The sequence below is a fragment of the Burkholderia cepacia complex sp. TUM26381 genome (genome assembly GCF_057439935.1).
Map to the genome: position 1 here is coordinate 2,605,812 of NZ_CM172006.1, position 14,647 is coordinate 2,620,458.

Consider the following 14,647-nt stretch of genomic DNA (forward strand, 5'->3'; position numbering starts at 1 on the left):
GCCGACTCGCAATGGATACGATCAGGACACTCAACGAAGCCCGCCAGCAGATCCAGCAATCGATCTTCGATCTGTTCAAGGGGCTGTCATTCAGCGAACGGCTCGCGCAAGGCGGGCTGATGGCGTTTCAGGCCGTCTGCGGCGCGTGCCTCGCCTATGCGATCGGCCACGCGGTGCACTCGGAGCAGGCCGTGTGGGCGGCGATCACCGCGATCGCCGTCACGCAGCACAACTACTCGGACACGATGTCGCTGTCGCGCGACCAGTTCATCGGCGCGATGGTCGGTGGCGTACTTGGCTTCGCGGGTGCGGCGCTGGGCGGCGATCGTCTCGTCGCGTACGCGATCACGGTCGCGATCGTGATCGTGTGCTGCTGGTGCCTGAACGTTGGCAGCGCGGCCCGGCTCGGCGGCGTGACCGCGACGATCGTGTTGCTGTTTCCGGGCAATGGCCCGCTGTGGGACGTTCCGCTGATACGGCTCGGCGAAGTGACGCTCGGCACCGTGTGCGCGCTGGGGGTGTGCTGGGTGATGTCGAGAATCGAGCGGCGCTGGTTCCGCCACGCCGCGGCAAAGTGACGCGGTGTACCGGTTGCCCGGCGCGCATCGCGGCATGGCGATACGTGCCGGGCGATCGGCAAGGTCAGTCGCCGATCCGCAGCACGATGCCGGAACCGATCTGCACCAGCAGGTGATCTCCGCCGACGCCGACCCATTGATAGCCGCGCGGCGGCTGGCTCAGGTGATAGCCGCGCCAGTCGTCGATCACGTACTGGCGATCGCGGAACTCGGGGGGAAGCCGGTCGCCCTTGTGCCATTCGCGACGCGGCTGGTCGGCCCAGCGCGGCGGCACGTCGTCCTCATGACGCATCTGGCCGGGTGGCATGTGTTTCGGGCCGTGGCCACGCTGCATGCCGTGGCCGCCTTGGTCGTTGTGGTTGTCGTGATCCTGCGCCATCGCGGCCGGCGCGGCGAGACTCGCCGCGATCGCTGCGGCCAGCATCATCCCGTGCATCTTCTTCATTGTGCTTTCCCTCCGTGTTTTCACGTCGAACGAAACCACTCGAACTACCCGATGAAGACTAGCACACGGCATCGCGCGGCCGCATGACCGCGTGTTACGCCGCCTGCTGCTGGTACTGGATCCGGTGCAGGTGTGCGTAGAGGCCGCCGTGACGCAGCAGTTCGTCATGGCTGCCCTCTTCGACGATCTTGCCGGCCTCGAGCACGAGGATGCGGTCCGCGCGCTCGATCGTCGACAGCCGATGTGCGATCACGAGCGTGGTGCGGCCTTCCATCAGCCGCTCGAGCGCCGCCTGCACATGGCGCTCCGATTCCGAATCGAGCGCCGACGTCGCTTCGTCGAGGATCAGGATCGGCGCATCCTTGTAGATTGCGCGTGCAATCGCCAGCCGCTGGCGCTGGCCGCCGGACAGCCGCATCCCGTTGCCGCCGACCAGCGTGTCGAGCCCGTTGGGCATCGCGGCGACCGCATCGGCGAGGTTCGCGGCCTCGAGCGCGGCCTGCACGCGCGCGCGGTCGGGCGTCTGCCCGTACGCGACGTTCGCGGCGATCGTGTCGTTGAACAGCACGACGTCCTGGCTGACCATCGCCATCTGGCCGCGCAGCGCGTGGAGGTCGTAGTCGGAAACCGGCACGCCGTCGACCAGGATCGCGCCGTCCGTCGGGTCGAAGAAGCGCGGCAGCAGGTTCACGAGCGTCGTCTTGCCGCTCCCGGACGGGCCGGCCAGCGCGATCATTTCACCCGGCGCGACCTTGAACGAGATGCGGTCGAGCGTCGGCCGCTCGGCCGCGCCGTAGTCGAACGACACGTTGCGGAATTCGATCTCGCCGCGCGCCTGCGCCAGCGGCCGCCCGCCGCCCTGCGGCTCGGCCGGCTCGTCGATCAGCCCGAAGATCAGCTCGGCAGCCGTCATCCCGCGCTGCAGCGGCTGGTTGACGTCGATCAGGTGCTTGAGCGGCGAGATCACGAGCAGCATCGACGTGACGAACGCGACGAAGCCGCCGACCGTCGTCTGGTCGTTCGACGATTGCACGACCGCGATCGTGATCACGACCGCAAGCGCGATCGACGCGAGGAACTGCGTGAGCGGCTGCGCGAGGCCGCCCGAGATCGTCATGCGCATCGCGTAGCCGCGCAGGCGCTTGCTCATCGACGTGAAGCGGTCCATCTCGTACGCTTCGCCGTTGTGCACCTTGACGACCTTGTAGCCGCCGACCGTCTCCTCGACGATGTACGACAGCTCGTTGGTGAGCGTCTGGTGCTCGCGGTTCAGGCGGCGCAGGCGGCGGTTGATCTTGCTGACGAGCCAGCCGATGCCGGGCAGGATCACCGCGACGATCAGCGTGAGCCGCCAGTTCAGGTAGAACAGGTAGCCGAGCAGGAAGATCACCGTCAGCGAATCGCGCACGAGCGTGACCATCACGCCGGTCAGCACCGACAGGATCTGGTTGACCTCGAACACGATCGCGTTGATCACCGTGCTCGCGGTTTCGCGCTGGAAGAACGACGCGCCGGTGTGGAGCATCCGCTGGAACATCTCGAGCCGCAGTTGCAGCAGGATGCGGTTCGATACGTAGTTGAGCAGGTAATTGGATGCGTACTGCGACACGCCGCGCACGAGTGCGAGGCCGATCACCGCGATCGGCACGTACCATTTCGCGCTGTCGCTGCCATGCGCGCCGAAGCCGTGGTCGAGCAGCGGCTTGAGCAGCGCCGGAATACCGGCTTCGGTGGCCGCGACGACACCCATCGTCATCACGGCGAGCACGACGATGCCGATCAGCGGCCGGATGTACGGCCACAGGCGCTTGAGGACCGTGACCGGCGAGGTGCCGGTGCCGTCTATCGGTTTGCGAAGAGTGTTCTGGGTTTCCAAGGCAATCCTTCTTGAGCCGCGATGCGGCGCCCGGTGCGTGGCCGCCCGGGCGGTCGCCCCTGTCGGGCGGGTGCCGAAAAGGGCTCAACATTATAGCCGCACCGCCCCGGCGGCACGGGCATGGCCGATGCGGCCGGCGGCGGGGCCGCGGGTATACTGCCGCTCACCGTTTTCTCCGCCTTTCCGACGACTTCATGGCTGAACCCTCCCTCGGCGTCGCCCTCATCGCCCTCAACGCGTCCGCGCGGCTCGCGCAATGCCTCGATGCGCTGTCGTTCGCCGACGACGTCGTCGTCATCGACGGCGGCAGCACCGACGATACCGTCGCGATCGCGCAGGCACACGGTGCGCGCGTGATCGTCGAGCGCGACTGGCCGGGCTTCGGCCCGCAGAAAAATCGCGCGCTCGACGCGCTCGGCACCGACTGGATCCTGTCGCTCGATACCGACGAAGTCGTCACGCGGGAGCTCGCGCAGTCGATCCGCGACACGATCCGCGCGCCGGCCGCGCAGGTCTATGCGGTCGACCGGCTGTCGAGCTTCTGCGGCCAGTGGATCCATCACAGCGGCTGGTATCCGGACTGGGTGCCGCGCCTGTTCCGGCGCGGCACCGCGCGCTTCTCGGACGATCTCGTGCACGAACGGCTCGTGTTCGACGGCGCCGCGCAGCGCCTGTCCGGCAAGCTGATGCACTATTCGTACGAGGACTTCGAAACCGTCGTGCGCAAGCTCGACGCGTATTCGACGGCCGGCGCGCGCCAGCGCCGCGCGGCCGGCCAGCGCGGCGGCTTCGGCAAGGCGCTCGCGCGCGGCGCCTGGGCCTTCGTGCGCACCTACGTGCTGCGGCGCGGGTTCCTCGACGGCCGCGCCGGCTTCATGATCGCCGTGTTCAACGCGGAAACCGTGTATTACCGCTTCCTGAAGCTCGGCCACGAAACGGCGCGCTAGGCGCCCGCCCGGCGCGCGGCCGGCCCGGCGTTACAATGCCGGGTTGCGCGCACCGTGCGTGCCCGCCCGAGCGGCTGCGCTGCGTGCCGCCCGCCACGACGACCACCGAATCCGACCGCCATGTTCTCCATCATCATTCCGACCTGGAACAACCTGCCGTACCTCAAGCTCGTCGTCGACAGCCTGCGCCGCCACTCCGCGTACGACCACCAGATCATCGTGCACGTGAACGACGGCTCGGACGGCACGCTCGACTGGGTGCGCAGCGAAGGGATCGAGCACACCGCATCGCCGACCAACATCGGCATCTGCCACGCGGTCAACCTGGCCGCCGCGCGCGCCACGCGCGACTACGTCGTCTACATGAACGACGACATGTTCTGCTGCCCGGGCTGGGACGCGGCGCTCGTGCGCCGCATCGAACAGATGCCGACCGACCTCTTCATGCTGTCGGGCACGATGATCGAGCCGGTCGACACGCGCAACCCGTGCGTCGTCGTCAGCAATTTCGGCCGCGACGCCGAGCAATTCGATGCGGCCGGCCTGGTCGCTGCGACCCCGAAGCTCGCGCGCGCGGACTGGTTCGGCTCGACCTGGCCGCCGACGCTCGTGCACCGCGACTGGTGGAACCGGATCGGCGGCTACAGCAGCGAACTGTCGCCCGGCATGAGCAGCGACAACGACTTCTCGATGAAATTCTGGGACGCCGGCTGCCGGATCTTCCTCGGTGTCGGCGACAGCCTCGTCTACCACTTCCAGCAGAAAAGCACCGGCAAGATCGTCAAGAACGACGGCCGCCGCCAGTTTCTGAACAAATGGGGTATGACCCAAGCCACGTTCGACCGCTATTACCTGCATCGCGGCGCGCCGGCCGGCACGCAAATCGCGCTCGACACACCGGCCGTGGAAGGCCGCCTGAAGCGCGCGCTGCTGCGCTCGCGGATCAAGCGCGCCTTCAGCTGATCGCACCCCGAAAACAGCACGGAAACGCCGCCTGCTTCGCGTATACTGCGCCGTTCGTCCCGGATCTCCCGCCGGGATGCGCGGTGCGGCGCACGATGTCCGCAAGCCGCGTTCGTTCATTCGACAGGTTCCGATGCTTTCGTTTTCCGCTCCCGCCACGCGGCGCCTGACCGCCGCCCGTGCATTCGCCGTCGCCGCGCTCTGCATGGTGCCCGTCTCGACCGCACTGACCAACGTGTTCTGCGGGCTGTTCGCCGCGGCGCTCGTGATCTCCCCCGAATTCTGGCGTGACCTGCGCTCGTTCGTCACCGATCCGGCTTCGCTCGCGGCACTGCTGATCCTGGCCGCACTGACCGTCAGCGTCACGTATACGGTTGCGCCGCACAACAAGGCGTGGAACTGGGTCGCGAAGTACGACAAGCTGCTGCTGCTGCCATTCGCCGTGCTCGCGTTCCGGCATTCCAGCTGGGCGCCGATCGTGCGGCGCTGCTGGTTCGGCACGCTGTGCGTGATCCTGTTGCTGTCGACGACCAACTATCTCGGCCTGACCGCGATCGGGCCCGCGCACGCGACCGAGCTGCCGCTGTCGCGCGCCTGGGTGTTCAAGAACCACATCGCCGCCGGCATGTTCGGCGCGCTGCTCTTCTACCAGGCGGCCGATCTCGCGCTGGCGGCCCGCACGGCGTTCTCGCGGATCGCCTATGCGGGCATCGCCGCGTGGTCGCTCGTCAACGTGTTCGTCATGCTGCAGGGGCGCACGGGGCAGGTCATCGCGCTGCTGCTGATCCTCGTCGTCGCCGTGCGTTTTGTGCTGTTGCTGCGCCGCCAGTCGGCGCTGCGCGCGGGGCTTGCCGCCGGCGTGCTCGTCCTGGCCGGCGTCGCGCTCGTGGTCGCCGCATGCACGGTTCACAACGGCCGGCTGACCAAGGTCGTGACGGAAGTACAGCAATATCGTCAGAGCGACGCGGCCACGTCGACCGGGCTGCGCCTCGAGTGGTACAAGAAGGGGCTCGAACTGTATCGCCAGCGCCCGGTGATCGGCTACGGCGCGGGCGGCCTCGAATCCGAATTCGAGCGGCTCACGGCCGGCAAGACGGCGGCCGAAGGCCAGCTCACGTCGAACCCGCACAACGAATACCTGCTGATGGCCGTGCAGCTCGGCACGCTCGGCGTGCTGCTGTTCATCAACCTGATCGTGCAGATCGCGCGCGGCAGCCGCGCGCTCGATCCGCGCTCGCGGCACCTGCTGCTCGCGTGGCTCGCGATCTTCACGATCGGCAGTCTCGCGAATTCGCTGCTGCTCGATTTTGCAGAAGGGCACCTGATCGTGCTGCTGGCCGGCATCCTGCTCGGTTGCGGCGAACGCAGCGAGGCGCTGCCGCGCGAGACGTCGGCGATCCGCCGCAGCGCGTAACCCACGCCGGACGGCGCGCTGCCGGCCTGCCGGTCAGGTCCGGCGGCGGACACCCGCCGTCGACGCGCGCGCCAGGCGACTCGCCGCGAAACCGGCTCCCCCGAGCAAGAAGAAAGACGCGCGTCGCTCGCGCGTCAGTCGGATCCGGCGCGATGCAGCCGCGACGTGTCGACGATCGCGTCGGCCGGGCCCGGCGGATTCAGCCCGAGCATTTCGGCCGCCGCGGCCTTCACGCGCTGCGTGCCGAGATTGACGAGGCAGTCGCTGCGGCTGTCGACATGGCGCTCGCAGCCCTCGTGCCGGCACGGCACGCAGTCGCCCTCCCCTTGCAGCAGCCACACGTTCCCGTGCCGCCCCGAGCCGCGCAGCGACCACGGATTCTCGGTCGCCGGCCAATGCTGCGGCCACGGCCCCCAGCGCACGGGATCGGACGGACCGAACAGCGCGATCGTGGCGGTGCCCGTCGCGGCCGCGACGTGTGTCGCGCCCGTGTCGGGCCCGATGAAGAGCCGCGCGCGCCGCACGAGCTCCGCGCTCTCGCCGAACGTCAGGCGCCCGACCAGGTTCAGCAGGTCGCCGCCCGCTTCGGCCGCGACCTGCTCCGCATACTCGCGCTCGCTGTCGCCCGGGCCGCCGGACAGCGCGACCGCAAAGCCCTGCTCGCGCAGCCAGCCGATCATCTCGACCCAGCCGTCGAGCCGCCACTGCTTGTAACGGAACATCGGATACGGATGCAGCACGACCAGCGGCTTGCCGGCGCGGATCGCCGGCGATTCGGCAAGCCGCGCGTCGAAGCGCGCGCGCCGCGCGGGATCGTCGCCGATGCCGGGCGCGACGACCTCGGACACCGGCTCGATGCCGATCACCGGCGCGAGTGCCAGCGTACTGACGACCGTATGCGCGGATTCGTGGTGATTGATCGCGATCCCGTTCAGCATCATCCGCGTGAGCCACGTGACGCGATTCGGATCGACGAGGCCGACCCGCTTGCGGCCGGCGAACCAGCTATAGAAACGCGGCCGGTCGGAACTCAGCGCCGCGCACGCGAGATCGTAGCGGCGCCACATCGACAGCGCGTCGCGCAGCCGCTCGCGGAATCCCGCGCGCTGCGCGACGACGATCACGTGCCGCACGTCCGGATTGTGCTCGAGTACGCCCTCGGTACCGCGAAACACCAGCATGTCGATCTGCGCGTCCGGCCAGCGGGCCTTCAGCGAACGCACGAGCGGCGTCGTCAGCAGCACGTCGCCGATACGGCGCGGTGCGGCAACGAGGATGGTTCTGGGCGGGTGGGCGGAAGAAAACAGGGCCACGGCGATCGTCTAGCTGGCTGAACAAGGCTGGCAATGTACAGGATTTTGCAGCAGCCGGCGCGGCATGGCGCGCCGGCCGTGCAGGCGGCCCCGATGCGGCCCTTCCAGTGGCCCTCCAGTGGCCCTTCCAGCGGGCCGCGCCGACGGTCGCGACGTGCGGGGTGCGCCCGCGTTACAAGGCGATCGTCATGGCCGCGGGCGCGGCAACTGCCGGTCGCGCGCGTCGCATGTCGGTCACCGGTTCGTCGCGTCGGCCGGCCGGCGGCAGCAAATGGCGCACGGCGCGATCGACCGCGTCGACGCCGATCGCGTCGACGGTCGCACCGGCGCGCAGGATCACGTGCGGCACGCCGAGCGGGTGCCAGCGCAGGTATTTCTCGGGACGGTCCTCGAACAATGCGGCAACCGGCACGCCGAGCGCCGACGCGAGATGCACGGGTGCGCTGTCGGCCGAGACGATGACGTCGAGCAGGCTCGCGGCGGCCACCAGCTCGGCGACCGACGATGGCGCCACATGCTGCGCGTTCACGTCGCACCACGCATCGTCCTCGGCAGACTTGCCGATCGCCGGATCGCGAAACACGATCACGTCGGCGAACGGCGCAAGCCGCACGCCGAGGTCGCGCCAGCGGTCTGCCGGCCAGCGGCGCTCGGCCGCCTTGTTCGACACGAACAGCCCGACACGCGGCTTCGTGCGTGCGCCGAGCAGGCGATACCACGTATCCTGCAGCGTACGGTCGGGATGAACCGACAGTTCGAGGCGGTCGAGATCGGCCCGGCCGAGTTCGGGCACGAGCCGGAAACCCGACAGCGCCTCGTGGCACATCTGCCGCTGCGCGACATGCTCGGGCTTGCGATCGTCGAATTCGGTCTCGGCATCGTGCCAGCGGCAATCCTTCGCGCGAAGCTGGCGCGCGAACTGCATGCTGCTGCGGTGCATGCCGCCGTTCGGCACGACCACGAGGTCGAACCGCAAGCGGCGCAGGCGGCGCACGAGTCGCATCCGGTCGAAGAAGGCGCGCATCCGCCCGGGACGGTCGTTGCGCTCGCACTGGCGGCTGTAGACGTACGTGTGGATCGCGTGCACGTCCGGGTTGCCGGCCAGCGCGGCCGCGTTGTAGCGGTTCGCGACCACATGCAGCTCCGCACCGGGCCAGCGCTCCTTCAACGCGCCGAGAAACGCCGTCGTGCACAGCATGTCGCCCAGAAAATCAATCCGGATCACGAGGATCCGCTGTGTCGGGTTCCCATTGGCCATGGTCATGTGGTGACAGTCAGTTTTTATCGTCGCGACGGGCCGTTTCACGGCATCCTGGACCGGCGCGGCCGTGACGCGCATTGCTGCCCGCCATACTGATCCGCCCCTGTTTATGCGCACGAGACCGGCGCCGCTCGCCGGGCAAACCCGCGGCTGGGCGCCGCGTTCGTGCGGCTAGCGCCGGATTGTATAGCGTCCGGATGGCCAGCCCAAGGCCCGATTACCCTCAGACGTGAAAACGGCCCGCCGCACCGCGCGACGGCGATGCGGCGGGCCGCCTGTCGCGACAGCCGTCGAAACGGGACGCGTCAGTAGGTGATTTCGACGACGCTGCCGTCGAACGCCTCACGCAACTCCGCCAGCAGCACGTCGCTCGGCTTCACGCGCCACGCGTCGCCGAGACGCATTTCGCCCTGCGCCCGCGCATTGCTGTAGTGGATCTGGACCGCGAGCCCGTTCGGCAGCGGCGCCTGCGGGCGGCGGCCGCCATCGCGCCCGCCGCCGCGCGGCGCGGGCGCGTCGACCGCATTCGCGGCCGGCTCGTCCTTCGACACGTGCGGCTCCAGCACGCGGCGCAGCGCGACCGCGTCGGCGTTGCCGTTCATCGTCAGCCGCACGGCCTGCGCATAGCGGCTGCGCGCGCGTTCGAGATCCATCACGGTATCGGTCGTGAAGCGGATGCCGCCGGTGAACGCGTCGTTGCGCGCCTGCCCCTGCACGATCAACAGCTCGTCTTCCTTGAACAGCGCCTTGTTGGCCTCGAACTGTTCGTTGAAGATCGTGATCTCGCACTGGCCCGACCCGTCGTCGAGCAGCGCGATCAGCATCTTGCCGCGCTGGGTCATCTGCGTGCGCAGCGACGCGATGATGCCCGCGACGAGCTTGTCGCGCCCTTCCTTCAGGTCGCCGACCTTCTGCCGCACGAAGCGGCGCACTTCATCGCGATAGGCGTCGAACAGGTGGCCGGACAGATAGAAGCCGAGCGCGCCCTTTTCTTCCTGCAGGCGGCGCTTGTCGTCCCACGCGGGTTCGTCGACGAGCGCATGCGCGTGCGGCGACTCGGCGCCCATGTCGAACAGGCCGGCCTGCATCGCGTTCGCTTCGGCCTGGTCGGCCGCTTCCATCGCGAGCGGCACCGACGCGATCAACTGCGCACGGTTCGCGTTCAGCGAGTCGAACGCGCCGGCGCGGATCAGCGCCTCGACCGTGCGGCGATTGACGACGCGCCGGTCGATCCGTTCGCAGAAGTCGAACAGGTCGGTGAATGCCTTTTCCTCGCGGGCGCGCAGGATTTCCTCGATCGCATTCTGGCCGCTGCCCTTCACCGCGCCGAGGCCGTAGCGGATCGTGCGCGAGCGCTTGCCGTCGGCTTCGGCGACCGGCTCGAACCGGTAGTGCGACTGGTTGATGTCCGGCGGCAGCACGACGAGGTTGTTCACGGCGCAGTCGTCGAACAGGATCTTCACCTTGTCGGTGTCGTCCATCGCGAGCGTCATGTTGGCCGCCATGAATTCGGCCGGATGATGTGCCTTCAGCCACGCTGTGTAATACGCGAGCAGCGCGTACGCGGCCGCGTGCGACTTGTTGAAGCCGTAGCCCGCGAACTTCTCCATCAGGTCGAAGATCTCGTCGGACTTTTCGCGCGTGAGGCCGTTCGTCGCCGCGCCCTCGGCGAAGATCTCGCGGTGCTTGGCCATCTCCTCGGGCTTCTTCTTGCCCATCGCGCGACGCAGCAAGTCGGCGCCGCCGAGCGAGTAGCCGCCGATGATCTGCGCCATCTGCATCACCTGCTCCTGATAGACCATGATGCCGTAGGTCTCTTTCAGGACGGGTTCGACGCGCGGATCCGGATAGTCGACCTTCTCGCGGCCGTGTTTCCGTGCGCAGAAGCTCGGGATCAGGTCCATCGGGCCCGGACGGTACAACGACACGAGCGCGATGATGTCCTCGAAGCGGTCGGGCTGCGCATCCTTCAGCATGCCCTGCATCCCGCGGCTTTCCAGCTGGAACACCGCGACCGTGTTGGCCTTCTTCAGGATCTGGAACGACGCGGCGTCGTCGAGCGGCACCTGCGCGAGCGACCAGTCGGCCTTCGACGGATCGAGGCGGCGGATGTAGCGCTCGGCCCAGTCGAGGATCGTCAGGGTCGTGAGACCCAGAAAGTCGAACTTCACGAGGCCGACGGCTTCGACGTCGTCCTTGTCGTACTGGCTGACCACGCCGCCGTCGTCGCCCTGCGTGTACAGCGGGCAGAAATCGGTCAGCTTGCCGGGCGCGATCAGCACGCCGCCCGCGTGCATCCCGACGTTACGCGTGAGACCCTCGACGCGCTGCGCGAGATCGAGCAGCTGGTGCACTTCGTCCTCGTGGTCGTAGCGCTCCTGCAGCTGCGGCTCCTCTTTCATCGCGTCGGCGATCGTCACGTGCTTGCCCGGCTTGAACGGGATCAGCTTGGCGATGCCATCGGTGAACATGTAGCCGAGGTCGAGCACGCGGCCGATGTCGCGCACGGCCGCCTTCGCGGCCATCGTGCCGAAGGTGGCGATCTGCGACACGGCGTCCGCGCCGTACTTCTCCTTCACGTACTGGATCACGCGGTCGCGGCCGTGCTGGCAGAAGTCGATGTCGAAGTCGGGCATCGACACGCGTTCCGGGTTCAGGAAGCGCTCGAACAGCAGGTTGTAGCGCAGCGGATCGAGATCGGTAATGCCGAGCGCGTACGCGACCAGCGAACCGGCGCCCGAGCCACGGCCCGGACCGACCGGCACGCCGTTGTTCTTTGCCCAGTTGATGAAGTCCGCGACGATCAGGAAGTAGCCGGGGAAACCCATCTTCGTGATGGTTCCGCACTCGAATTCGAGACGCTTGTAGTACGTGTCGCGCTGCGCGTCGCGTTCGGCTTCGGCCGGATACAGCTGCGCCAGACGGGTCTCGAGCCCTTCCTTCGACAGCTGGACGAGGTAATCGTCGAGCGACATGCCGTCCGGCGTCGGAAACAACGGCAGCTTCGGCTTGCCGAGCTCGAGCTTCAGGTTGCAGCGCTTCGCGACTTCGACCGTGTTCGCGATCGCCGACGGCAGGTCGGCGAACAGCGCGGCCATGTCGTCCTGCGTGCGGAAATACTGGTCGGTCGTGAAACGCTTCTGGCGCCGCGGGTTCGCGAGGATGTCGCCTTCCGAGATACACACGCGCGCCTCGTGCGCGGTGAAATCGTCGTCGGTCATGAACTGCGTCGGGTGCGTCGCGACGACCGGCAGCTTCAGCGCCGCGGCGAGCGTCGCGGCCTGCTGGATGTACGCCTCGGCACCCGGCTGGCCGTAACGCTGCAGCTCGATGTAGAAGCCGCCCGGGAACACTTTCGCCCAGCGCTCGGCGTGACGGCGCGCGGCTTCCTCGTTGCCTGCGGCGAGCGCGAGCCCGATGTCGCCCTGTTGCGCCCCCGACAGCGCGAGCAGCCCCTGCGCGAGCTCGCCGTCGAGCCAGCTCGCGTCGAGCTCCGCGCGGCCGCGGTACTGGTTCGTGAGCCACGCCTTCGACAGCAGCTCGCAGAGATTCAGGTAGCCGACCTTGTCCTTGACGAGCAGCAGCAGCCGCGACGGCTTGTCGCGATCGTCCGGATTGGTGATCCAGACGTCGCAGCCGGCGATCGGCTTGATGCCCTTGCCGCGGGCTTCCTGGTAGAAACGGACGAGGCCGAATGCGTTGCCGAGATCGGTGAGCGCGAGCGCGCCCTGACCGTCTGCGGCCGCCGCCTTGACGATGTCGTCAATGCGCACGATGCCGTCGGCAATCGAGAATTCGGAGTGAACGCGAAGATGGACGAAGCGGGGATCTGACATGGGCGCTATTGTAGCCGCCCCGCCGCGCAGGCTGCCCAAAAAATCCCCGCGCCGGCCGTTCGGCCGATGCACGCGGCGACGCGTCGCGCGGCTGGCCAAACGGCCGGATGCCGATGCACGCGCGGTTTGCGGGATAATACGGTTTTTCGAATCAACGCCCCGGCTTCGCACCCTTTTTTGCGGGCCGCCGTGCGGCCGTTTTCCCGTCGGACCATCATGACCATCGTCAACCTCGCCGCCTACCACTTCGTGTCGCTCGACGCGACCGAGCAATGGCGCCCGCTCGTCACCGCACGCTGCAACGAACTCGGCCTGCGCGGCACGATCCTGCTCGCGCCGGAAGGCATCAACCTGTTCATCGCCGGCACGCGCGAAGCCACCGACGCATTCATCGCGTACCTCCGCCACGATCCGCTGTTCGAAGGCAAGTTCGCGACGCTGCAGTTCAAGGAAAGCCTGTCCGACTCGCAGCCGTTCCGGCGCATGCTCGTGCGCCTGAAGCGCGAGATCATCACGATGAAGAAGCCCGCGATCAAGCCGGAACTCGGCCGCGCGCCGTTCGTCGACGCGCAGACGCTGAAGACGTGGCTCGACCGCGGCCACGACGACACGGGCCGCCCGGTCGTGATGCTCGACACGCGCAACGCGTTCGAGGTCGACGTCGGCACGTTCGACGACGCGCTCGATTACCGGATCGACAAGTTCAGCGAATTCCCGGAAGTGATCGACGCGAACCGCGCCGACCTCGAAGGCAAGACGGTCGTGTCGTTCTGCACGGGCGGCATCCGCTGCGAGAAGGCCGCGATCCACATGAAGGAAATCGGCATCGAGAATGTGTACCAGCTCGAAGGCGGGATCCTGAAGTATTTCGAGGAAGTCGGCGGCGCGCACTACCACGGCGACTGCTTCGTGTTCGACTACCGCACCGCGCTGAACCCGCAACTCCAGCCCACCGAGAACGTCACGTGCTTCGCGTGCCGCGCGGTCGTCACGCCGGAAGCGCAACAATCGCCGAGCTACGTGCCCGGCAAGTCGTGCCCGGCCTGCGCGCAGGCAGCCAGCGCCGCATAAGCGCGCGCCCCGCGCCCCGATGAACGGCTATCGCGGCCGCTTCGCACCGTCGCCCACCGGCCCGCTGCATTTCGGCTCGCTGGTCGGCGCGCTCGCGAGCTGGCTCGACGCACGCGCGCACGGCGGTGCATGGCTCGTGCGCATCGAGGATCTCGACGGCCCGCGCACGGTACCCGGCGCGGCCGACGACATCCTCGCGACGCTCGCGCATTTCGGCATGACGCCCGACGAGCCGCCCGTGTGGCAAAGCACGCGCGATGCGGCCTACGCGGCTGCGCTCGAGCCACTCGTCGCGGCGGGGCGCGTCTATCCGTGCGGTTGTACGCGCAAGGAAATCGCCGACTCGCTGCGCGCCGCGCATGAGCGCCACACGACACTCGCGTATCCAGGCACCTGCCGCACCGGCCTGCACGGCAAGCCCGCGCGCGCATGGCGGCTGCGTGTGCCCGACGGCGACGACGCGATCGTCACGTTCGACGACCGCTGGCAACACACGCAATCGCAGAACCTCGCAACCGAAGTCGGCGATTTCGTGCTGAAACGCGCGGATGGCCAATGGGCCTATCAGCTCGCGGTCGTCGTCGACGATGCCGACGCCCGCATCACGCATGTCGTGCGCGGCGCCGACCTGCTCGATTCGACCGCGCGCCAGATCCATCTGCAACACTGCCTCGGCGTGCCGACGCCCGCGTACCTGCACGTGCCCGTCGTCGTCGATGCGAACGGCGAGAAACTCAGCAAGCAGACGGGTGCGACCGCGCTCGAACGCGACGATCCGCTGCCGGCGCTGCGGGCTGCCGCCGCGCATCTCGGCCTCACGGACGATGGCGATCTGTCGAGCCAGACGATGGACGCGTTCTACGTGGCCGCGACCGATGCGTGGGCGCGTCGCTTCGGGCTTCGCGCCGGTTGAATCGCTGGCAGGAACGGGGCCCGTACCGGC

General features: G+C 68.1%; 11 protein-coding genes. 6 read left to right on the forward strand and 5 right to left on the reverse strand.

Going from position 1 to position 14,647, the window contains the following annotated elements; translation table 11 throughout:
• Positions 1-11 precede the first annotated feature (11 nt).
• On the forward strand, positions 12-578 hold the full coding sequence (locus ACWMMN_RS12230; RefSeq protein WP_059233557.1) for an FUSC family protein: 567 nt from the start codon (positions 12-14) through the stop codon (positions 576-578).
• A 64-nt stretch (positions 579-642) separates the two neighbouring features.
• On the opposite strand, the gene ACWMMN_RS12235 is transcribed toward ACWMMN_RS12230, so the two are convergent.
• Together ACWMMN_RS12235 and msbA are read right to left on the reverse strand one after the other, a co-directional pair.
• Positions 643-1,023: an RcnB family protein gene (locus ACWMMN_RS12235; RefSeq protein ID WP_059233556.1), complete on the reverse strand. Its 381-nt coding sequence runs from the start codon at positions 1,021-1,023 to the stop codon at positions 643-645.
• Positions 1,024-1,117: 94 nt separating this feature from the next.
• Positions 1,118-2,899: a lipid A export permease/ATP-binding protein MsbA gene (gene msbA / locus ACWMMN_RS12240; protein ID WP_059233555.1), complete on the reverse strand. Its 1,782-nt coding sequence runs from the start codon at positions 2,897-2,899 to the stop codon at positions 1,118-1,120.
• A gap of 194 nt (positions 2,900-3,093) precedes the next feature.
• Between msbA and ACWMMN_RS12245 the strand changes: the two genes are divergently transcribed.
• The 3 genes from ACWMMN_RS12245 to ACWMMN_RS12255 all read left to right on the forward strand — a co-directional run bounded on the left by ACWMMN_RS12245 (position 3,094) and on the right by ACWMMN_RS12255 (position 6,223).
• On the forward strand, positions 3,094-3,846 hold the full coding sequence (locus tag ACWMMN_RS12245) for a glycosyltransferase family 2 protein (protein ID WP_059233554.1): 753 nt from the start codon (positions 3,094-3,096) through the stop codon (positions 3,844-3,846).
• Between the two features lie 120 nt (positions 3,847-3,966).
• Entirely contained in the window at positions 3,967-4,809 is an 843-nt protein-coding gene (locus ACWMMN_RS12250; protein WP_486422695.1) for a glycosyltransferase family 2 protein, read from the forward strand.
• Positions 4,810-4,942: 133 nt separating this feature from the next.
• Positions 4,943-6,223, forward strand: a complete 1,281-nt coding sequence (locus ACWMMN_RS12255) for an O-antigen ligase family protein (RefSeq protein ID WP_174993809.1) — start codon at positions 4,943-4,945, stop codon at positions 6,221-6,223.
• A 134-nt stretch (positions 6,224-6,357) separates the two neighbouring features.
• Here ACWMMN_RS12255 and ACWMMN_RS12260 read toward each other — a convergent pair whose 3' ends face one another.
• The 3 genes from ACWMMN_RS12260 to dnaE form a co-directional block, all read right to left on the reverse strand.
• A complete protein-coding gene (locus ACWMMN_RS12260; protein WP_340624330.1) occupies positions 6,358-7,536 on the reverse strand; it encodes a glycosyltransferase family 9 protein in 1,179 nt (392 codons plus the stop codon).
• Positions 7,537-7,708: 172 nt separating this feature from the next.
• Positions 7,709-8,794 (reverse strand): glycosyltransferase family 9 protein, encoded by a 1,086-nt coding sequence (locus tag ACWMMN_RS12265; RefSeq protein ID WP_486423227.1) that lies wholly within the window; start codon positions 8,792-8,794, stop codon positions 7,709-7,711.
• A 308-nt stretch (positions 8,795-9,102) separates the two neighbouring features.
• Positions 9,103-12,633 (reverse strand): DNA polymerase III subunit alpha, encoded by a 3,531-nt coding sequence (gene dnaE / locus ACWMMN_RS12270; protein WP_059233551.1) that lies wholly within the window; start codon positions 12,631-12,633, stop codon positions 9,103-9,105.
• Positions 12,634-12,849: 216 nt separating this feature from the next.
• On the opposite strand from dnaE, the gene ACWMMN_RS12275 reads away from it, so the two are divergent.
• Together ACWMMN_RS12275 and gluQRS are read left to right on the forward strand one after the other, a co-directional pair.
• Entirely contained in the window at positions 12,850-13,704 is an 855-nt protein-coding gene (locus ACWMMN_RS12275; protein WP_174993807.1) for a sulfurtransferase, read from the forward strand.
• A gap of 19 nt (positions 13,705-13,723) precedes the next feature.
• Complete coding sequence (gene gluQRS, locus ACWMMN_RS12280; protein ID WP_174993806.1) at positions 13,724-14,617, forward strand: tRNA glutamyl-Q(34) synthetase GluQRS; 894 nt, start codon at positions 13,724-13,726, stop codon at positions 14,615-14,617.
• Positions 14,618-14,647: the final 30 nt, after the last annotated feature.

Coding starts and splice junctions, on each gene's coding strand:
- ACWMMN_RS12255 (WP_174993809.1), top strand. CDS start 4,943: ATGCTTTCGTTTTCCGCTCCCGCCACGCGGCGCCTGACCGCCGCCCGT.
- ACWMMN_RS12265 (WP_486423227.1), bottom strand. CDS start 8,794: ATGGCCAATGGGAACCCGACACAGCGGATCCTCGTGATCCGGATTGAT.
- ACWMMN_RS12235 (WP_059233556.1), bottom strand. CDS start 1,023: ATGAAGAAGATGCACGGGATGATGCTGGCCGCAGCGATCGCGGCGAGT.
- ACWMMN_RS12230 (WP_059233557.1), top strand. CDS start 12: ATGGATACGATCAGGACACTCAACGAAGCCCGCCAGCAGATCCAGCAA.
- ACWMMN_RS12250 (WP_486422695.1), top strand. CDS start 3,967: ATGTTCTCCATCATCATTCCGACCTGGAACAACCTGCCGTACCTCAAG.
- dnaE (WP_059233551.1), bottom strand. CDS start 12,633: ATGTCAGATCCCCGCTTCGTCCATCTTCGCGTTCACTCCGAATTCTCG.
- ACWMMN_RS12245 (WP_059233554.1), top strand. CDS start 3,094: ATGGCTGAACCCTCCCTCGGCGTCGCCCTCATCGCCCTCAACGCGTCC.
- ACWMMN_RS12275 (WP_174993807.1), top strand. CDS start 12,850: ATGACCATCGTCAACCTCGCCGCCTACCACTTCGTGTCGCTCGACGCG.
- gluQRS (WP_174993806.1), top strand. CDS start 13,724: ATGAACGGCTATCGCGGCCGCTTCGCACCGTCGCCCACCGGCCCGCTG.